The organism is Stenotrophomonas sp. YIM B13575 (assembly GCF_042787595.1).
Taxonomy (GTDB): Bacteria; Pseudomonadota; Gammaproteobacteria; order Xanthomonadales; family Xanthomonadaceae; genus Stenotrophomonas; species Stenotrophomonas lactitubi_B.
The window spans coordinates 1-18,334 of sequence record NZ_JBHZOP010000018.1 but is presented as its reverse complement, the minus strand read 5'-3'; the positions used below and the strand labels follow the sequence as shown (position 1 = coordinate 18,334).

General features: G+C 66.2%; 18 protein-coding genes and 1 pseudogene. 15 read left to right on the top strand and 4 right to left on the bottom strand.

The window, feature by feature from the left end; all coding sequences use genetic code 11:
* Positions 1–2: 2 nt before the first annotated feature.
* Complete coding sequence (locus ACFX4F_RS04275; RefSeq protein WP_099818411.1) at positions 3–1,778, top strand: EAL domain-containing protein; 1,776 nt, start codon at positions 3–5, stop codon at positions 1,776–1,778.
* 41 nt (positions 1,779–1,819) lie between these two features.
* On the opposite strand, the gene ACFX4F_RS04270 is transcribed toward ACFX4F_RS04275, so the two are convergent.
* From ACFX4F_RS04270 to flgA, 4 genes are all read right to left on the bottom strand, one after another.
* The gene (locus tag ACFX4F_RS04270) at positions 1,820–3,037 is read right to left on the bottom strand and encodes an ATP-binding protein (RefSeq protein ID WP_099818410.1); all 1,218 of its coding nucleotides are present in this window, start codon (positions 3,035–3,037) and stop codon (positions 1,820–1,822) included.
* A 91-nt stretch (positions 3,038–3,128) separates the two neighbouring features.
* On the bottom strand, positions 3,129–3,467 hold the full coding sequence (locus tag ACFX4F_RS04265) for a flagella protein (RefSeq protein ID WP_025879114.1): 339 nt from the start codon (positions 3,465–3,467) through the stop codon (positions 3,129–3,131).
* On the bottom strand, positions 3,464–3,769 hold the full coding sequence (flgM, locus tag ACFX4F_RS04260) for a flagellar biosynthesis anti-sigma factor FlgM (RefSeq protein WP_025879113.1): 306 nt from the start codon (positions 3,767–3,769) through the stop codon (positions 3,464–3,466). Before flgM ends, ACFX4F_RS04265 begins: the two co-directional genes overlap by 4 nt.
* 75 nt (positions 3,770–3,844) lie before the next feature.
* On the bottom strand, positions 3,845–4,501 hold the full coding sequence (gene flgA / locus ACFX4F_RS04255; protein WP_099818409.1) for a flagellar basal body P-ring formation chaperone FlgA: 657 nt from the start codon (positions 4,499–4,501) through the stop codon (positions 3,845–3,847).
* A gap of 131 nt (positions 4,502–4,632) precedes the next feature.
* Between flgA and ACFX4F_RS04250 the strand changes: the two genes are divergently transcribed.
* From ACFX4F_RS04250 to ACFX4F_RS04185, 14 genes and pseudogenes are all read left to right on the top strand, one after another.
* Positions 4,633–5,577: a chemotaxis protein gene (locus tag ACFX4F_RS04250; protein WP_025879111.1), complete on the top strand. Its 945-nt coding sequence runs from the start codon at positions 4,633–4,635 to the stop codon at positions 5,575–5,577.
* 150 nt (positions 5,578–5,727) lie between these two features.
* Positions 5,728–6,123, top strand: coding sequence for a flagellar basal body rod protein FlgB (gene flgB, locus ACFX4F_RS04245; protein WP_025879110.1), 396 nt, complete (start codon positions 5,728–5,730; stop codon positions 6,121–6,123).
* A 3-nt stretch (positions 6,124–6,126) separates the two neighbouring features.
* A complete protein-coding gene (flgC, locus tag ACFX4F_RS04240; protein WP_025879109.1) occupies positions 6,127–6,534 on the top strand; it encodes a flagellar basal body rod protein FlgC in 408 nt (135 codons plus the stop codon).
* 23 nt (positions 6,535–6,557) lie between these two features.
* A complete protein-coding gene (locus ACFX4F_RS04235; protein ID WP_025879108.1) occupies positions 6,558–7,241 on the top strand; it encodes a flagellar hook capping FlgD N-terminal domain-containing protein in 684 nt (227 codons plus the stop codon).
* Positions 7,242–7,273: 32 nt separating this feature from the next.
* Entirely contained in the window at positions 7,274–8,497 is a 1,224-nt protein-coding gene (gene flgE, locus ACFX4F_RS04230; protein ID WP_032974827.1) for a flagellar hook protein FlgE, read from the top strand.
* A 32-nt stretch (positions 8,498–8,529) separates the two neighbouring features.
* Positions 8,530–9,279, top strand: a complete 750-nt coding sequence (locus ACFX4F_RS04225; protein WP_099818408.1) for a flagellar basal body rod protein FlgF — start codon at positions 8,530–8,532, stop codon at positions 9,277–9,279.
* Between the two features lie 103 nt (positions 9,280–9,382).
* The gene (gene flgG / locus ACFX4F_RS04220; protein WP_025879105.1) at positions 9,383–10,168 is read left to right on the top strand and encodes a flagellar basal-body rod protein FlgG; all 786 of its coding nucleotides are present in this window, start codon (positions 9,383–9,385) and stop codon (positions 10,166–10,168) included.
* A 22-nt stretch (positions 10,169–10,190) separates the two neighbouring features.
* Complete coding sequence (gene flgH, locus ACFX4F_RS04215; protein ID WP_025879104.1) at positions 10,191–10,883, top strand: flagellar basal body L-ring protein FlgH; 693 nt, start codon at positions 10,191–10,193, stop codon at positions 10,881–10,883.
* A gap of 2 nt (positions 10,884–10,885) precedes the next feature.
* Positions 10,886–12,025, top strand: a complete 1,140-nt coding sequence (locus ACFX4F_RS04210) for a flagellar basal body P-ring protein FlgI (RefSeq protein WP_380652586.1) — start codon at positions 10,886–10,888, stop codon at positions 12,023–12,025.
* Position 12,026: 1 nt separating this feature from the next.
* Positions 12,027–13,220 (top strand): flagellar assembly peptidoglycan hydrolase FlgJ, encoded by a 1,194-nt coding sequence (flgJ, locus tag ACFX4F_RS04205; RefSeq protein WP_380652583.1) that lies wholly within the window; start codon positions 12,027–12,029, stop codon positions 13,218–13,220.
* An 8-nt stretch (positions 13,221–13,228) separates the two neighbouring features.
* A complete protein-coding gene (gene flgK, locus ACFX4F_RS04200) occupies positions 13,229–15,109 on the top strand; it encodes a flagellar hook-associated protein FlgK (RefSeq protein WP_380652580.1) in 1,881 nt (626 codons plus the stop codon).
* The gene (gene flgL / locus ACFX4F_RS04195) at positions 15,106–16,308 is read left to right on the top strand and encodes a flagellar hook-associated protein FlgL (protein ID WP_380652577.1); all 1,203 of its coding nucleotides are present in this window, start codon (positions 15,106–15,108) and stop codon (positions 16,306–16,308) included. The genes flgK and flgL overlap by 4 nt, the downstream gene beginning before the upstream one ends.
* Before the next feature lie 442 nt (positions 16,309–16,750).
* On the top strand, positions 16,751–17,968 hold the full coding sequence (locus ACFX4F_RS04190; protein WP_100552482.1) for a flagellin: 1,218 nt from the start codon (positions 16,751–16,753) through the stop codon (positions 17,966–17,968).
* 72 nt (positions 17,969–18,040) lie between these two features.
* Positions 18,041–18,334, top strand: a pseudogene (locus ACFX4F_RS04185) (flagellin); the annotation flags it as partial.

Here is an 18,334-nt window from a genome sequence, read left to right as displayed (position 1 = left end):
CCATGTGGAACCCCAACCTGCCCCCGGTCAGCATCGATGATGCGCCTGATCGCCTCGGCGCCGGCAACCCCGAGCTGCAGGCGATGGTCGCCGAAGCCGCTTCCGGAGGCACCCCGCTGATGCTGATGCATGTGGACATCGACCACTTCGCCTCGGTCAACGAGAACATGAGCGCGGAGGTCGGTGATCAGGCCCTGGTGCTGGTCGCCCAGCGTCTGCAGTCCTATCTGCGCGGACGCGGCATGCTGTGGCGGCATGGCAGCGATGAGTTCCTGATTGCCGTACCGCGCACCGCCGATCTGCCGCTGGCCGAGGATTTCGCCGAAGAGATCCGCCAGCAGATGGAGCTGCCCCTCTCGGTACTGCCCTACACGCTGTTCATGACCGGCAAGCTGGGCGTGAGCCTGTGCCCGGAGCACGCCAGCAATGCCTCGCGCCTGCTCGACCATGCCGAGGACGCGCTGTACCAGGCCGCCCGCGAAGGTGGCAATGCGGTGCGCATCCATGCGGTGGACACGCCGCCGAGCGCGCACAGCGAGAGCATCATCGCGCGGCAGATCGTCGATGCCATTCCCAATGGCGAACTGAAGCTGCGCTACCAGCCGCTGGTCAGCGCCCGCGATGGCCACGTGGTGGGCATGGAGGCGCTGCTGCGCTGGCAGTCACCGACCTTGGGCATGCTGGTGCCGGAGCGCTTCATGCGTACCGCCGAGCGTCTGGGCATCATCGTGCAGATCGGCACCTGGGTGCTGGAAGGCGCGTTGAAGCAGGCCCGGCTGTGGCGCGACCAGGGCTTCGATGACTTCACCATCGCGGTGAATGTTTCCACCCTGCAGCTGCTGCGGCCGAACTTCTTTGCCGAGGTCATGGGCGTGATCCAGGCCTCTGGCGTGCCGGCGCAGATGCTGACGCTGGAGATCAACGAAAGCGCCCTGACCAACAACGTCAACTTCGTCCACGAAACACTGGCCAACCTGCGCAACGAAGGCATCAGCCTGAGCCTGGACAACTTCGGTACCGGTGATTCCAGCCTGAGTGCGCTGGTGCGCTACCCGGTGGACAAGCTGAAGATCGACCGCAGCTTCATCAAGAGCGCGCCTGCCGGCAATCGTGAAGCGGCGATCGCCCGCGCGATCATTGCGATGGGCCACCAGCTGGGCATGACGGTGATCGCCAACGGCGTGGAATCGCAGGCGCAGCTCGGCTTCCTGCGTCGCAATGACTGCGATGTGTTCCAGGGTTATCTGTTCGGCGAGCCGATGTCGGCCGATGCCGCGGGCATGACCCTGCGTCGCCGCTACCTGCGCCCGGAAGCATTCGCCGAAACCCGCCCTGACCGCACCCTGCTGCTGCTGGACGACGAGGAAAACGTGCTGCGCTCGCTGGTGCGCCTGTTCCGCCGCGATGGCTACCGCATCCTGGCCGCAGGCAACGTGCGCGATGCGTTCGATCTGCTGGCGATCAACGACGTGCAGGTGATCCTGTCCGACCAGCGCATGAGCGACATGAGCGGCACCGAGTTTTTGGGCCGGGTGAAGATGCTGTACCCGGACACGATCCGTCTGGTGTTGTCTGGCTATACCGATCTGAACACGGTGACCGATGCGATCAACCGTGGTGCGATCTACCGGTTCCTGACCAAGCCGTGGAACGACGACGAGCTGCGCAAGCACATCCACCAGGCGTTCCGCACCTACGAGGAACAGCGGCGCAGCAACGGTGGGCCGGTCGCCGCCGAGCCGGCCGACGGCGGCGAGGATCGTTCACCGCTGCGCTGATCCTGCACACGGATATTGCCGGCCGCTGGCCGGCACTACCGTTACCGCGGCTGCTTGATCGGCAATACCAGGCGGAAGCGCGAGCCGACGCCCGGGGTGCTGTCCAGGTCGATGCGGCCGTGGTGCTTGTTGATGATGCTGTAGGAGATCGACAGGCCCAGGCCGGTACCGCTGCCCACCGGCTTGGTGGTGAAGAACGGATCGAAGATGCGCTGGCGCAGTTCCGGCGAGATGCCACCGCCGGTGTCTTCAAATTCCACCCACACCGTGTCGCCGTCCACGCCGGTACGCACGGTGATCGTGCCGCGCTCGGCGATGGCGTGGCCGGCGTTGAGCAGCAGGTTCATGTAGACCTGGTTCAACTCCGACGGCAGGCATTCCACCAGCGGCAGCTGGCCGAACTCGCGTACCAGGTGCACCTTGTACTTGAGCTCGTTCCAGATGATGTTGATGGTCGATTCAAGGCCGGAATGCAGGTCGACCAGCTTCCACGACTCATCGCGGCCGGAATAGGAGAAGTCCTTCAGGTCGCGCACTATACGGGTGACCCGCTCGATGCCTTCGCGTGATTCGGCCATCAGCTGCGGCAGGTCGCGGCTGATGAAATCGATGTCCAGGCGGTCACGGATATCGTCGATTTCCGGAATCAACGCCTTCGGGTCCGGCGCCCGCAGGGCACGCTCGTAGGCTTCGATCACCGTGAACAGGCTGCGCAGGTATTCCTGCAGGCTGCCCAGGTTGGAATGCACGTAGCCGATCGGGTTGTTGATCTCATGCGCCACGCCGGCAGCCAGCTGGCCGATGGAGGCCATCTTCTCCGACTGCAGCAGCTTTTCCTGGGTGCCGTTCAAGCGCAGGTAGGCCTGGCGCAGTTCGGCATGGCGCTGCTGCAGTTCGCGTTCGTAGTCTTCCTGGCCTTCGATATGGCGGAACAAGGCCAGGTAGTGCCCCGAACCGGGCTCGCCATGGAAGTACAGATGAGCGATGACCACGCCCTCGCCCAGCGGCAGGCTGCCGTTCCAGTGACCGTGCTGGCGCGCATGTTCGAGGGCATCCGGCGGCAGCAGTTCACGCAGGCGCTGCGGCGGCGGCAAGGCGCCTTCGTCGCTGCCCAGCAGGCTCTGTGCGGCCGGGTTGGCCAAGGCCACCTGTCCATCTTCGGTGAACAGCAACAAACCTTCGCGCAGGCGCTCAAGCAGGGCCTGCAGCACCGGTTGCGGCGGAAGGGGGGCGGTAACCAGAACGTTGGCGGCGGACACGGCGACTCGAGGCGATCAAACAGGCGCCCAATATACGCGCTCGTGCGGCGGCCGACAGCCGCCATCGGGCAGTCAGCCGACCGCCGGCAGGTCAGGCGACGGCGAGCGGCCGGCGCGCAGTGACGGTATGCGACTGGCCCTTGGCATCGTATGCCGAGGACTCTTCGGTGCGGCCCATCTGGCGCAGTGCCCAGTTGACCTCGCGCCGACGCCGCGACAGCAGCACGCCGTTGGCACGGTTGCGCTCGGCCAGTTCCTGCAGCTGCTCGCCCTCGCCCACCGGTGGCGCGCCTTCCAGCGCACGCAGTGCTTCCAGCTTCGCACCGGTGGCACGGATCAGGGCGTGCACGTCGTGCTCGACCAGGGCCTGGCGTTCAACGTCCAGGGCCTGGGCAAGGCGCTGCAGCGGCTCGCTCATCGCCGCGGTCATCCTTGCAGCTGCTGGTCCAGTTCAAGCATGCGCGAAGCGATCGCGTCCGGATTGATCTTGTAGGTGCCGTTCTGCAGTGATTCGCGCACCGCTGCAACACGCTGGGCGTCGATCGCCGGGGCGGTGCTCAGCTCACGCTCGATGGCCTGCAGGTTGGTGGCTTCGCCGGTCAGGCGCAGGCTGTCAGCCGCCTCGACCGGACGTGCCGCCGAATCGGTGCTCACGCCGGGCTTGGCGGCCGGGGTGGTCACGCTGCGCAGTGCCTGGGGGACCTGCAGGTTGCCGTCGATTTTCTGGCTCATGGGGTGTCCTGGAGTTGCCGTACACAAGGGATAACGGCCGCAGGGCCGTGATCTTTAGGGGAATTCTGCATTATTTCAACGCGCCACGATTACGTCACCGGCCGCGTCCACCGTGCCCTGCACGATACGGCGCGAGGACAGGTTTTCCACCGAGACGCGCTCGTTCTGCCCGGCATCGCCCAGTGCGCGCCCGGCGATACGGACCTCGACCGAGCCACGCCGCGATACCAGTGCCACACTGTCTCCTCGCTTGATGAGACGCTGTGCCACCAGATCGTTGCTGGACAACAGGGTTCCCGCCGGCAACGGCCGACGGGCGATGCGGCCGATCGCTGCGGCAGGATCGGCCAGCACTGCGCCGGCAATCCGTGCCGCGTCACGCTGGGCAGTACTGATATCGGCGGCGGCGATGGATTCTCCAGTGCCAATGCCACGGGTCAGCACCAGTACGGTCTGGTTGCGGCGCACCTTCACCGGCACGAACAGGCGCCAGCCGCCGGCATCGGGGCAACTCACCTCCACCGTGGTGTTGGCCGTGGGCTGCACCTGCAATGCGCCGCCACATTTGGGAAGACGCAGCGCATCGGCGACGACCGCCTCACCTTCGGTACCTGCGGCCAGGGTCGACAGTGCCGCGGCGCGGATGCTGGCCACCGGCTGCCAGTCCGCTGCGGTTGCCCACGGCGCGGCCACGGCCAGTGCAATGGCAAGGAAAGAAGCAATGCGGCGCATGGCGCCTCCTGTCGGTAAGACCTGGCCCAGACGCGTGCAAGCTGCGTGCCACTGGCAAAGGGTGGACACCTTGCCGGCCCGCCTCTGCACTCGCCCTCAAGTTCCACCCTGCCCGCGCCGATACAGCAGCCATGTCCCATGACCTGCTCAACCGGATCGACCAGCGAACCCGACTGGCCGGCCACAATCGCCTGGCGCTGCTGCTGTTCCGCCTCGGCGGACGTCAGCTTTTTGGCGTCAACGTCTTCAAGGTGCAGGAAGTGCTGCGCCGCCCGGAGCTGTTCCAGGTGCCCGGCCTGCCCGGCCAGTTTGCCGGCGTGGCCGATGTACGCGGCCGCTCGGTGCCGGTACTGGACCTGGGCCTGGCCATCGGCCACCCCGAGCGCGAGCCGGATGCGGACACTGCACCGGGCTATCTGGTGGTGACCGAGTTCAATCGCTCGATCCAGGGCTTCCTGGTCAGCGGCGTGGAGCGCATCGTCAACATCGCGGTGGAAGACATCCACCCGCCGCCGGAACTGGGCGCCGAATCCAGCTACCTGACCGCAGTGACCCGCTTCCAGGGCGAGCTGATCCAGGTGATCGACGTGGAAAGCGTGCTGGCCGACATCGCCCAGGTGCGCGGTGAAGCGGTGCTCGACCCGGCCATGGCGATGCCCGCCGATGCCCCGCAGCTGCAGGTGCTGGTGGTGGATGATTCACGCGTGGCGCGGCAGCAGATCCGCAGCGTGCTGGACCAGCTGGGGGTGGGTGCGACCCTGCTCTCGGACGGCAAGCAGGCACTGGACCACCTGCTGCAGATCCATGCCTCGGGTGAAAACCCGGCCGAACGCTACGCCATGGTGATCTCGGACATCGAGATGCCGGCGATGGACGGCTATACGCTGACGACGGAAATCCGGCGGCACGCCGGCCTGTCCGGGCTGTACGTGCTGCTGCATACCTCGCTGTCGGGCGTATTCAACAATGCGATGGTCGAGCGCGTGGGTGCCAATGCCTTCGTCGCCAAGTATTCGCCGCACGAGCTGGCCGACTTCGTGCTGGACCGCCTGCGCAAGGTGGCGATGGCGGCGTAAGGCCGCCCGTGGGGTCGGACCCCGAATGGGCTCCGACCCCATACATCGCAATGCGTGACCCGCGGGGTCAGAGCCCCTGCGGGGATCTGACCCCGCGCCTTTGGCACACCACTTGCAGCTTCCCGGGCAACGTTCCCGTGGGAGTGCACCGTGCGCAACCTGATTACCGACTACCTGGGCGTCCATGCCCAGGCAATGCCGTTGCGCGAACAGCGCATGAAGCTGATCGCCAGCAATCTCGGCAATGCCGACACCCCCGGCTACAAGGCCCAGGACCTGGACTTTGATTCGGCCCTGCGCCATGCCCAGGGGCTGGATGCCAACGGCCTGATGACCACCACCAATGAGCAGCACTACGAAATCGGTAGTGGCCTCAATCCGTTCCAGGTGGCCCGCGAGGGCGTGCAGCCCAGCATCGACGGCAACACCGTCGACCCCGATGCCGAACGCGCCGCCTATGGCCGCGCTGCACTGGAATACCGCGCTTCGCTGAGCTTCGTCGAAAGCAAGGTGCGTTCCATGCTCACCGCGATCACGGGGCAATAAGCCATGAGCAACCTGCCGATCTTCGATATCGCCGGCTCCGCACTGCAGGCGCAGTCGGTGCGCATGAGCACCATCGCCTCCAACCTGTCCAACGCTGACAGCATCGCCGGCTCCGCCGACGCGGTGTACAAGCCGCTGGAACCGATCTTCCAGGCCGTCACCAGCAAGACCGATCCGAACATCACCTCGGTGCAGGTCAAGGAAATCACCCAGAGCAACGCGGCGCCGATCAAGCGCTACGAGCCGGGCCATCCGCTGGCCGACGGCGATGGCTACATCTACCAGCCCGACGTCGATCCGGTGGCGCAGATGGTCAACCTGATCTCCACCTCGCGCAATTACCAGGCCGGCGTGGAGATGTTGACCACCGCCAAGGAACTGGCCCTGGCCACCCTGACCATGGGCCGCTGAGGCCCGCTGCACCGGACACCGCCATGACCACTGCCGTCAACAACCAGAGCAACCAGGACGTCTACGCCGCCCTCGGCCTGAACGCCCCCAACAGCAACGCCACCAAGAAGAAGAACACGCTGGACCAGGCCGATTTCCTGCGCCTGATGACCGAGCAACTGCAGCACCAGGATCCGCTGAAGCCGATGGACAACACGCAGATGGTCTCGCAGATGGCGCAGATGTCGACCGTGCAGGGCATCACCGATCTGAACAAGTCGGTGAAGGGCTTCCAGGAGTCGATGGCCAGCGACCAGGTGCTGCGTGGCGCCGCGCTGGTCGGCCACCAGGTGCTGGTGCCGTCGGAAAAGCTGGTGCTGGAAAAGGAAGGTTCGGTGGAAGGCACGGTTGCCGCACCGGCCGCCGGCATCGTCACCGTGGACGTCACCGACGCCAACGGCGCCAAGGTCACCTCGATCAGCGTGGAAGCCAAGGCTGCCGGCGAGACCGCGTTCACCTGGGATGGCAAGGATGCCAACGGCAAGCGCATGGAGCCGGGCAAGTACAACATCGTCGCCAACCACGTCGACACCACCGGCAAGAGCACCAAGCTGTCCACCTTCGTGCAGGCGCCGGTGGAAAGCGTGACCGTCGGTTCCGACGGCCTCTACCTGAATCTCAAGGGCCTGGGCACGGCCCCTCTCGACTACGTGCTCCGCGTCAGCTGAGCCGCACCCACCGCATCCAACAGGAGCATCCCATGGGCTTCAACATTTCCCTGTCCGGCATCAACGCTGCCAACTCGGACCTGAGCGTCACCGCCAACAACGTGGCCAACGTCAACACCACCGGCTTCAAGCAGTCGCGTGCGGAATTCGCCGACCTGTTCGCCGCCACCAGCTACGGCCTGTCCAAGAACGCGATCGGTTCGGGCGTGCGCGTCTCCAACGTGGCCCAGCAGTTCATCCAGGGCAACAACGAGCAGACCGGCCGCAGTCTGGACATGGCCATTTCCGGTGAGGGCTTCTTCACCATGAACATGAACGGTGCACGCGTCTACTCGCGCGCCGGCAACTTCCAGACCGACGCCGCCGGCTACGTGGTCAACCCGCAGGGCGCACGCCTGCAGGTGTTCGCACCGAACGCCGACGGCACCAACTTCGACGCCGGCCGCCTGGTCGACCTGCAGCTGCTGACCACCGACAGCCCGCCCAAGCAGACCAGCGAAGTCAAGGTTGGTTTCACCCTGCCGGGCAATGCCAAGCAGCCGACGGTGACCACCTTCGACCCGACCAATTCCAACAGCTACAGCCACTCCAGCGGCGGCATCACCGTGTATGACTCGCTGGGCGTCAGCCATACCCAGGTGTCCTACTTCGTGAAGGAAGCGGCCACCAACGCCTGGACGGTGCACAACTACGTCGATGGCCAGCCGGCCGGCACGCCGACTCCGCTGACCTTCGACAACGCCGGCAAGCTGACCGCACCGGCCAACGGCAAGATCAGCCTGGGCACCTTCACCCCGACCACCGGCGCCGGCGTGCTGAACATGACGCTGGATGTGAGCGGCTCGACCCAGTACGGCGAGAAGTTCGCCCTGCGCAACACCCAGCAGGATGGCTACGCGGCCGGCAAGCTCAACGAGATCACCGTGTCGGAAACCGGCGTGGTGTTCGCCCGCTATTCCAACGGCGACGACAAGCCGCTGGGCCAGGTGGCGCTGACCAGCTTCAACAATCCGCAGGGCCTGGAGCAGAAGGGCAACAACCTGTGGGTGGAGACCTTCGATTCGGGCACGCCGCGCACCGGCGCAGCCGACACCTCCAACCTCGGCAAGATCCAGGCCGGTTCGCTGGAATCCTCCACCGTCGACCTGACCGAACAGCTGGTCAACATGATCACCGCGCAGCGTAATTTCCAGGCCAACGCGCAGATGATCACGACCCAGGACCAGATCACCCAGACCGTCATCAACATCCGTTGATGACCTGCTGACCCTGTCACGGAACTCCCCGCATGGATAAAGCCCTTTACGTGGCGATGACCGGTGCCCGCGCCTCCCTGCAGGCGCAGGGAACGCTCAGCCACAACCTCGCGAACTCGGACACCCCCGGCTTCAAGGAAGCGCTGGCCAACACCGAAGCCTTCCCGATCCGTGGCCCGGGCTTTGCCTCGCGGGTGGATGCGCTGCACGTCGATGCGGGCTTCAACCGCACCGCCGGCGCGCAGCACATCACCGGCAAGCCGCTGGACCTGTCATTGCAGACCGGCACCTGGCTGGCCGTGCAGTCCACCGATGGCAGCGAGGCCTACACCCGTGGCGCCGCGCTGTCGGTGACCCCGAACGGCCAGCTGGTGACCTCCAGCGGCCGTCCGGTACTGGATGACAACAACAACCCGATCGCGATTCCGCCCTACCAGGCGATGGAGATCGGCAACGACGGCACGATCTCGATCATCCCGCAGGGCGAAGGCCCGCAGACGATGGCGATGATCGGCCGGATCAAGGTCGTGCAGGCGCCGGATGAGCGCCTCGAACGCGGCCTGGATGGCCTGTTCCGCAATACCGATCCGCTGCAGCCGTTCGCCCAGGCGCAGGGCACGGCGGTGCACAGCGGCCAGCTGGAAGGCAGCAACGTCGATGCCGCCGGCGCGCTGGTACAGATGATCCAGCTGCAGCGCCAGTACGAAATGCAGGTGCAGGTGATCAAGCACGGCGATGACAACGCGCGCAGCGCCAACAGCCTGTTGCGCCTGGGCAGCTGACGGAATTCCGGCACCGGCCTGCGCCGGTGCTGGCACGCCGCTTGCACTCCCTACCCCATGGGCCGCATCGCGCGGCCGGCTTCACCCAGACAGGACTCCGAAGATGAACCAGGCATTGTGGATCGCGAAAACCGGACTGGATGCGCAGCAGATGCGCATGTCGGTGGTTTCCAACAACCTCGCCAACACCAACACCACCGGCTTCAAGCAGGACCGCGCCAGCTTCGAGGACCTGTTGTACCAGCAGGTGCGCCAGCCCGGCGGTTCCTCTTCGGCACAGACCCAGCTGCCCACCGGCCTGCAGATCGGCACCGGCGTGCGCGTGGTGGCCACCGCCAAGAACTTCGAGCAGGGCAGCCAGCAGCAGACCGGTCGCGCGCTTGACGTGATGGTCAACGGCCGCGGCTTCTTCGAAGTGCAGATGCCCGACGGCAGCTCGGCCTACACCCGCGACGGCTCGTTCAAGATCAACCAGGACAGCGAGCTGGTTACCAACAGCGGCTACCCGGTGCAGCCGGGCATCCAGATTCCCGAAGGCGCGCAGTCGGTGACCATCGGTACCGACGGCACCATCAGCGTGAAGATGGCTGATGGTGCGGCATCGGTGGAAGTCGGTGCGCTGACCCTCACCGACTTCGTCAATCCGGCGGGCCTGCAGGCACGCGGTGAAAACCTGTTCCTGGAAACCACGGCCTCCGGCCCGGCACAGAACGGCAACCCCGGCCTGAACGGCCTCGGCACCGTGGTGCAGGGTGCGCTGGAAGGCAGCAACGTCAACGTGGTGGAAGAGCTGGTGTCGATGATCGAAACCCAGCGCGCCTACGAAATGAACGCCAAGGCGATCTCGACCACCGACTCGATGCTCGGCTACCTCAGCAACAAGCTCTGACCGCCCTCACCGGGAAACTGCCATGTCGCCCCTTTCTTCCTTCGCCCGTACTGCCCTCGCCTGCGCCGTGGCTGCCCTGCTCGGGGGCTGCGTGATCGCTGGCGACGTGCGCCCCTATCCGACGATGGCGCCGCTGCAGCCGATCATGCCGCCGCAGGCCGAACCGACCGCGGGCGCGATCTACGCCGCCGGCCCGACCCTGCAGCTGTATTCGGACCGCCGTGCGCGCGATGTCGGCGACCTGCTGACCATCACCCTGCTGGAAAACACCACCGCGCAGACCAGTGCCAACACCGCCACCAACAAGGAATCGAACCTGAGCCTCGGCACGCCGTCGATTCTCGGTGCACCGGTCACCCTGGGCGGCAAGGACATCCTGAGTGCGACGGCCAAGGGCGCGCGCGACTTCACCGGCAAGGGCAACAGCGCGCAGAGCAACCGCCTGCAGGGCAACGTGACCGTGACCGTGGTGCAGCGCCTGCCCAACGGCAATCTGGTGGTGCAGGGGCAGAAGAACCTGCGGCTGAACCAGGGCGACGAACTGGTGCAGGTACAGGGCATCGTGCGCCCCGGCGACATCAGCGCGGACAACACCGTGCCCTCCAGCCGCGTGGCTGAAGCGCGCATCGTCTATGGCGGCCGCGGCCCTGTCGCGCAGTCCAACGCGATGGGTTGGCTGAGCCGCTTCTTCAACTCCGGCCTGACGCCGTTCTGAGTATGGCCATGAAGATTTCATTCCGATATTTCCTGCAGCGACGCATGGCGTCGCTCTACTGCTTGGTCCTGCTGCTGATGGTGATGGCCCCGGCCAGCGCCGAGCGCATCAAGGACCTGGCCCAGGTGGGCGGCGTGCGTGGCAATGCGCTGGTGGGCTACGGCCTGGTGGTCGGCCTGGATGGCAGCGGTGACCGCACCAGCCAGGCGCCCTTTACCGTGCAGAGCCTGAAGAACCTGCTGGGCGAGCTCGGCGTCAACGTGCCGGCCAACGTCAACCCGCAGCTGAAGAACGTTGCAGCCGTGGCGATCCATGCCGAGCTGCCGCCGTTCGCCAAGCCCGGCCAGCCGATCGACATCACCGTGTCCTCCATCGGCAACGCCGTGTCGCTGCGCGGTGGCTCGCTGCTGATGGCGCCGTTGCGCGGTGCCGATGGCCAGGTCTATGCGATTGCCCAGGGCAACCTGATCGTCGGCGGCTTCGGCGCGCAGGGCAAGGACGGTTCGCGCGTCTCGGTGAACGTGCCCAGCGTCGGCCGCATTCCCAACGGTGCGACCGTTGAGCGCGCCCTGCCCGATGTGTTCGGTGCCAGCGGCGAGATCACCCTGAACCTGCACAACAGCGACTTCACCACCATCTCGCGGATGGTGGGTGCACTGAACAATGCCTTTGGCGAGGGCTCGGCCCGCGCCGTGGACGGTGGCACGGTTGCCGTGCGTGCGCCGACCGACGCCGGTGCGCGCATCGGCCTGCTGGCACGCATCGAAAACCTGGAACTGACCCCGGGCGCTGCGCCGGCCAAGGTGGTGGTCAACTCGCGTACCGGCACCGTGGTCATCGGCCAGCAGGTCCGGGTCGGCCCGGCCGCGATCTCGCACGGTTCGCTGACGGTGACCATCCAGGAAAACACCAACGTCAGCCAGCCCAACGCCTTCGCTGGTGGCCAGACCGTGGCCACGCCGCAGTCGACCATCACTGCCACCAACGATGGCAGCCGCATGTTCAAGTTCAATGGCGGCACCACCCTGGACGAGATCGTGCATGCGGTGAATGCCGTTGGCGCGGCACCAGGCGACCTGATCGCGATCCTGGAAGCACTGAAGCAGGCCGGCGCACTGAGCGCCGAGCTCGAGGTGATCTGACATGCGCATCACTCCCGCATTCGAACTGAGCCCCGCACAGCAGAACGACCCGGCCAAGATCGACAAGGTCGCGCGCCAGCTTGAAGGCCAGTTCGCGCAGATGCTGGTCAAGAGCATGCGTGATGCCAGCTTTGGCGATTCGCTGTTCCCGGGTGAAAACAAGATGTTCCGGGAGATGTACGACCAGAAGATCGCCGAGGCGATGACCCGCGGCAAGGGGCTGGGCCTGTCGAGCATGATCACCCGCCAGTTGTCCGGTGCGCAGGCTGATGGCCCGGCGCTGGATACCCGCGTGGATCCGGCCAAGGCCAGCCGCGCCTACCAGCTCAATGCGCCGGCGGCGCCGTCGCTGCCGCTGCAGGATGCCGGCCAGGCCGTGCGCATGCTGCAGCAGATGGCGGCCGGTGTGCAGGAGGGCGCGCAGTCTTCGGTCGCACCGACGGAGCAGGCGCTGGACCTGATCGCGGGCCGGGAAAGCAGCAGCATGCACCGTTCGCTGGGCACCGACGATCCCTATGCCGGCGCCATCGGTGGTGCCGATTGGGCCGCTGCCAGCGACCAGTGGGCGCCGACCGCCAGCAACCGCGGCAGCAGCGGCACCCCGGCCGATGCGCTGGCCACCCGCACCGCCGTCGCCCAGCTGGGCGCGCACACCCCGGAAGGCTTCGTCGCCAGCATCTGGCAGCACGCGCAGAGCGCGGCCAAGGAACTGGGCGTGGACGCCCGCGCCCTGGTGGCGCAGGCAGCGCTGGAAACGGGCTGGGGCAAGCGCCAGATCAAGCATGCCGACGGCAGCACCTCGCACAACCTGTTCGGCATCAAGGCCACCGGCTGGAAGGGCCAGAGCGCCACCGCCGGTACCCATGAGTATGTCGATGGCGTGCGCCGCAACGAGACCGCCAGCTTCCGCGCCTACACCTCGCCCGCGGAGAGCTTTGCCGACTACGTGCGCCTGCTGAAGACCAGCCCGCGCTACCAGCAGGCACTGCAGGCCGGCACCGATGTGCAGGGCTTCGCGCGCGGCCTGCAACGTGCCGGCTACGCCACCGACCCGCGTTACGCGGCCAAGATCGCCGCGATCGCCGGCGGCCCGACCATCGAGCGCGCCGTGGCCGCCGTGGCCGACGCCGGCTCACGCATCGGTCAGACCTTCGCCAGCACCGCAACCGCGGCGCTGGGTATCACTCGTCGTTGAGGAACCCCATGTCCAGCGTACTTTCCACCGGTACCAGTGCCCTGCTCGCCTTCCAGCGTGCGTTGGCCACCACCAGCCACAACGTGGCCAACCTCAACACGCCCGGCTACAGCCGGCAGAAGGTCGACTTCGCCACCGCCACCCCGCAGAACTACGGCTATGGCGACGTTGGCAACGGCACCCGCATCGTCGACATCCGCCGCGCGGCCGACCAGCTGGCGATCTCGCGCCTGCTCGACAGCAGCGGTGAGCTGGCGCGCCTGAAGCAGCTTTCGGGCATGGCCGACCGGGTCAATGCGCTGTTCTCCGACGCGGCCACCAACGTGGCCGGAGTCTGGTCGAACTTCTTCGACACCGTCAGCGGTCTGTCCTCCAACGCGGCCGGTACCGCCGACCGGCAGAACATGCTGGATGGTGGCAAGGCGCTGGCCAACCGCTTCAGCCAGCTCAACACCCATCTGAACAACCTCAATGGCGAGGTCAACAACGGGTTGATGGCCGGTGCCACCGAGGTCAACCGGCTGGCGTCGGAGATCGCGCAGATCAACGGTGCCATCGGCACCAACATCGCCAACGCCGCGCCCGACCTGCTGGACCGCCGCGATCAACTGATCTCGCAGCTGGTGGGCTACACCGGCGGCACCGCGGTGGTCCAGGACGGCGGCATCATGAACGTCTACACCGCCGGCGGCCAGGCGCTGGTGGTGGGCACCACCGCATCGAAGGTCACTACGGTGGCCGACCCGTACCAGCCCGAGCGCCTGCAGCTGGCGCTGCAGACCCAGGGCGGCACCATTACCCTGGACCCGAAGGCGGTCGGCGGCCAGATCGGTGGCCTGCTCGAGTTCCGCGACACCGTGCTGACCCCGGCCCAGGCCGAACTGGGCAAGCTGGCCGTCGGCCTGGCCGAGACGTTCAACAGCACCCACCGCCAAGGCGTCGACCTGTACGGCCAGATGGGCGGCGACTTCTTCAACATCGGCACGCCGCGTGTCACCGGTAATGCCGGCAACACCGGCACCGGCTCGATCACCGCCAGCTACGGCGATCTCGGCAAACTGGAAGCGCAGAACATCGTGCTGAAGTTCGATGGCAGCAACTGGGCTGCCAGCCGCGCCGACACCGGCGCCAGCGTGCCGCTGACCGGCACCGGTACTGCCGCTGACCCGCTGCTCATCAACGGCGTGAAGCTGGTGGTCGGCGGTACCCCGGCAGCCAACGACCGCTTCCTGCTGCAACCGACAGCCGGCGTGGCCGGCAGCCTGGAGATGGCGATCACCGATCCCTCGCGCATTGCCGCGGCGGCCGCGATCAAGGGTGCGGCAGCACTGGCCAACACCGGTACCGGCAAGCTGAGCGGCGTGACCGTGACCGACTCAGCCAACGCCAACCTGCGCAACCCGGCTGCAATCGTGTTCACCTCGGCCACAACCTACACCATCGATGGTGGCCCGCCGCAGACCTACACGCCCGGCCAGACCATCAGCGCCAACGGCTGGAGCTTCGTGCTCGATGGCGTGCCGAAGAATGGCGACACCTTCAACATCACCCCGACCCCGGCCGGCTCGTCGGACAACAGCAACGCGACCAAGCTGTCCAAGGTGGAATCGGCCAAGGCGTTCAACGCCGGCACGGTGACACTGGGCGGCGCATTGGGCGGGCTGACCACCCAGGTCGGCGCGGCGGCGCGTTCGGCGGAATACTCGCTGGGGGCGCAGCAGGTGATCGCCGACCAGGCGCAGGCGGCGCGTGACGAAGTCTCGGGCGTCAACCTCGATGAGGAAGCGGCCGACATGCTGCGCCTGCAGCAGGCCTACCAGGCCGCCTCGCAGCTGATTTCCACTGCCGACTCCATGTTCCAGACCATCCTGGGAGCCGTGCGCCGATGAGCAACCGTATCTCCACCGGGATGATGTACAGCCAGTCGGTCGCGCTGATGATGGCCAAGCAGGCCAAGCTCAGCCATCTGGAACAGCAGATCGCCACCGGCAGCAAGATCGTCAGCGCCAAGGACGATCCGGTCGCCGCAGGTGCTGCGGTTGGCCTTGACCGCAGCCTGGCCGCACTGGAGCGCATGAAGCTCAACGGCAACAACGTGCAGAACCGCCTGGGCGTGCAGGAAAACACCCTCGCCCAGGTCAACGACCTGATGGCACGCGTCAACGATCTGACCATCCAGGCCAGCAATCCCGCCTTGAGTGCGCCTGACAAGAAGACCCTGATCACCGAGTTGAACCAGATCCGCGAGGGCTTGCTATCGCTGGCCAACAGCAGCGATGGCACCGGCCGCTACGTGTTCGGTGGTACCAACGACAGCGATCCGCCGTTCGCCAAGATTGACGGCAAAGTTGTCTATCGCGGCGACCAGACCCAGCGCCAGGTGGAAGTCGGCCCGGACACCTACGTGCGCGATGCCCTGCCCGGCAGTGAGATCTTCCTGCGCATTCCCACCGGCGATGGCTTCGTTGATGGCAGTGCAGCGGCAGGCAACACCGGCAACGGCGTGCTGACCAACATCACCCGCGATGGCAGCGACAGCTGGAACGGGCAGTCGTTCAGTGTGCGCTTCACTGCCGCCGACCAGTACGAAGTGCTCGACGGTGCCGGCAACGTGACCAGCACCGGCACCTACAAGGCCGGCAGCGAACTGGAGATCAACGGCGTTCGCCTGCAGATCGCGGGCGCGCCAGCGACAGGTGACAGCTTCAACGTGCAGGCGACCAGCAGCCGCGACATCTTCGGCACCATGGACAAGCTGATCGCCGCGCTGGATGCCGATACCGGTACGCCGGCGAAGATGGCCGCGCAGCAGAACGAACTGCAGAGCGCATTGCGTGATGTCGGCCGCGCTGCGGAACGGATGATCGATTCGCGTGCTGCCGGCGGTGCGCAGCTGAAGGCGCTGGACAATGCGGCGGAAATGCGTGAGGCCAATGGCGTGACGCTGAAGACCACGCTGTCGCAGATGCGCGACCTGGACTACGCCGACGCGTTGAGCCAGTACCAGCTGGAAAGCACCGCATTGCAGGCGGCACAGACACTGTTCTCGCAGATGCAGTCGATGTCGCTGTTCAACAAGATCCGCTGATTCCACGCGCCCGCGTTGGAGCCCAAGGCCGCGATGCCCTGCATCGCGGCCTTTTTCGTTTCCGCGGTCATGTACCGCTGCGCTCGCCGGGCACCGCCCGGCGCTACCCAAAGGTTGGCCCTGGTAGCGCCGGGCCATGCCCGGCGGATGTTCCGATATCGCCCATCAAGCCCAGCCGGCCCCCGCCGATACCTTCATCAGCGTGGGGCAGGCATGACAGGCCGCCCTTCCCAGGGTTCACCCCGGCCCCTCTGGGCCGGCGGAAATCCCCGGGAAAACAGCTTTCAGCGACGAAATTCGGCTGCAACGAAATTCCCCGCTAAAGGTTGTTGACAAAGCGCCGTTATTCATTTGGCAACGGCGAAGCACACAGCCAAACAAAAAAATCAGGCGGCGCTTCGTTTCATTCACCAACGGGTTCCACATAAGAGGAGACGACCCCATGGCACAGGTAATCAACACCAATACGATGTCGCTCAACGCTCAGCGCAACCTGAGCACCAGCGGCAGCTCGCTCGCTACCACCATCCAGCGCCTCTCGTCCGGCCTGCGCATCAACAGCGCGAAGGACGACGCCGCCGGCCTGGCCATCAGCGAGCGCTTCACCACCCAGATCCGTGGTCTGGACGTGGCCATCCGCAACGCCAACGACGGCATCTCGCTGGCGCAGGTCGCCGAGGGTTCGCTGAACGAAGTCGGCAACAACCTGCAGCGCATCCGCGAACTGGGCGTGCAGGCCTCCAACGCCACCAACTCGGCCAGCGACCGCAAGGCGCTGCAGGCTGAAGTGACCCAGCTGGTCAGCGAGATCGACCGCGTCGCCAAGCAGGCCGACTTCAACGGCACCAAGCTGCTGGACGGTTCGTTCACCAGCCAGCTGTTCCAGGTGGGCGCCAATGCCGGCCAGGCCATCGCCATCAACAGCGTGGTCAACGCCAAGGCCGATTCGCTGGGCGCGGCCAACTTCGCCAACGGCTACACCGGCACCGCTCTGGCCGTCGACAAGGCCACCGCCGATACCACCTACTCCGGTCTGCAGATCTCGGTGACCCCGCCGGGCGGCACCGCCACCACGGTCACCGTCAGCGACTTCACCGTGAAGGCAGGCGAGTCGATCACCTCGGCCACCGCTGCTGCGATCAACAACAAGCTGGGCGAAACCGGCGTGGTTGCCTCCGTCAACGCCGGCGTGGTCAGCCTGGCGTCGGTCAAGGACGGCCAGACCTTCACCCTGGGCGTCAGCGCGGCCACCCCGCCGGCCGGCGTCACCGCCGCCACCATCGCCGGCCTGGGCCTGACCGAGACCAGCACCAACGGCGGCACGCTGACCGGCGCAACGGCCAGCTTCGTCAAGGACCTGAACGTCACCACGGCCGAGGGCGCACAGAAGGCGATGTCGATCGTCGACAAGGCCCTCGAATCGGTCAACAGCGTGCGCGCCGACCTCGGCGCCATCCAGAACCGCTTCACCTCGGTGGTCGCCAACCTGCAGACCTCCTCGGAGAACCTGTCCGCATCGCGCAGCCGCATCCGCGATACCGACTTCGCCAAGGAAACCGCCGAGCTGACCCGCACCCAGATCCTGCAGCAGGCCGGTACGGCCATGCTGGCCCAGGCCAACCAGGTACCGCAGAACGTGCTCAGCCTGTTGCAGCGCTGACATGAGCCGCCCCCGGGGCACGTCGGGGGCGTCTAACCCAACTCACGTGCAACCGCTCAAGGACCTCTCCTCATGGCACAAGTAATCAACACCAACACGATGTCGTTGAATGCTCAGCGTAACCTGAGCACCAGCGGCAGCTCGCTGGCCACCACCATCCAGCGCCTGTCCTCCGGTTCGCGCATCAACAGTGCCAAGGACGATGCGGCCGGTCTGGCCATCTCCGAGCGCTTCGGCACGCAGATCCGCGGTACCGACGTGGCCATCCGCAATGCCAACGACGGCATCTCGCTGGCCCAGGTCGCCGAAGGTTCGCTGACCGAAATCGGCAACAACCTGCAGCGCGTCCGCGAGCTGTCGGTGCAG

Bases quoted from the DNA above. Each gene is read 5' to 3' on its own strand.
- ACFX4F_RS04275 (WP_099818411.1), top strand. From the start codon at position 3: ATGTGGAACCCCAACCTGCCCCCGGTCAGCATCGATGATGCGCCTGAT.
- ACFX4F_RS04265 (WP_025879114.1), bottom strand. From the start codon at position 3,467: ATGACCGCGGCGATGAGCGAGCCGCTGCAGCGCCTTGCCCAGGCCCTG.
- flgM (WP_025879113.1), bottom strand. From the start codon at position 3,769: ATGAGCCAGAAAATCGACGGCAACCTGCAGGTCCCCCAGGCACTGCGC.
- flgA (WP_099818409.1), bottom strand. From the start codon at position 4,501: ATGCGCCGCATTGCTTCTTTCCTTGCCATTGCACTGGCCGTGGCCGCG.
- ACFX4F_RS04250 (WP_025879111.1), top strand. From the start codon at position 4,633: ATGTCCCATGACCTGCTCAACCGGATCGACCAGCGAACCCGACTGGCC.
- flgC (WP_025879109.1), top strand. From the start codon at position 6,127: ATGAGCAACCTGCCGATCTTCGATATCGCCGGCTCCGCACTGCAGGCG.
- ACFX4F_RS04235 (WP_025879108.1), top strand. From the start codon at position 6,558: ATGACCACTGCCGTCAACAACCAGAGCAACCAGGACGTCTACGCCGCC.
- flgE (WP_032974827.1), top strand. From the start codon at position 7,274: ATGGGCTTCAACATTTCCCTGTCCGGCATCAACGCTGCCAACTCGGAC.
- ACFX4F_RS04225 (WP_099818408.1), top strand. From the start codon at position 8,530: ATGGATAAAGCCCTTTACGTGGCGATGACCGGTGCCCGCGCCTCCCTG.
- flgG (WP_025879105.1), top strand. From the start codon at position 9,383: ATGAACCAGGCATTGTGGATCGCGAAAACCGGACTGGATGCGCAGCAG.
- flgH (WP_025879104.1), top strand. From the start codon at position 10,191: ATGTCGCCCCTTTCTTCCTTCGCCCGTACTGCCCTCGCCTGCGCCGTG.
- ACFX4F_RS04210 (WP_380652586.1), top strand. From the start codon at position 10,886: ATGGCCATGAAGATTTCATTCCGATATTTCCTGCAGCGACGCATGGCG.
- flgJ (WP_380652583.1), top strand. From the start codon at position 12,027: ATGCGCATCACTCCCGCATTCGAACTGAGCCCCGCACAGCAGAACGAC.
- flgK (WP_380652580.1), top strand. From the start codon at position 13,229: ATGTCCAGCGTACTTTCCACCGGTACCAGTGCCCTGCTCGCCTTCCAG.
- flgL (WP_380652577.1), top strand. From the start codon at position 15,106: ATGAGCAACCGTATCTCCACCGGGATGATGTACAGCCAGTCGGTCGCG.
- ACFX4F_RS04190 (WP_100552482.1), top strand. From the start codon at position 16,751: ATGGCACAGGTAATCAACACCAATACGATGTCGCTCAACGCTCAGCGC.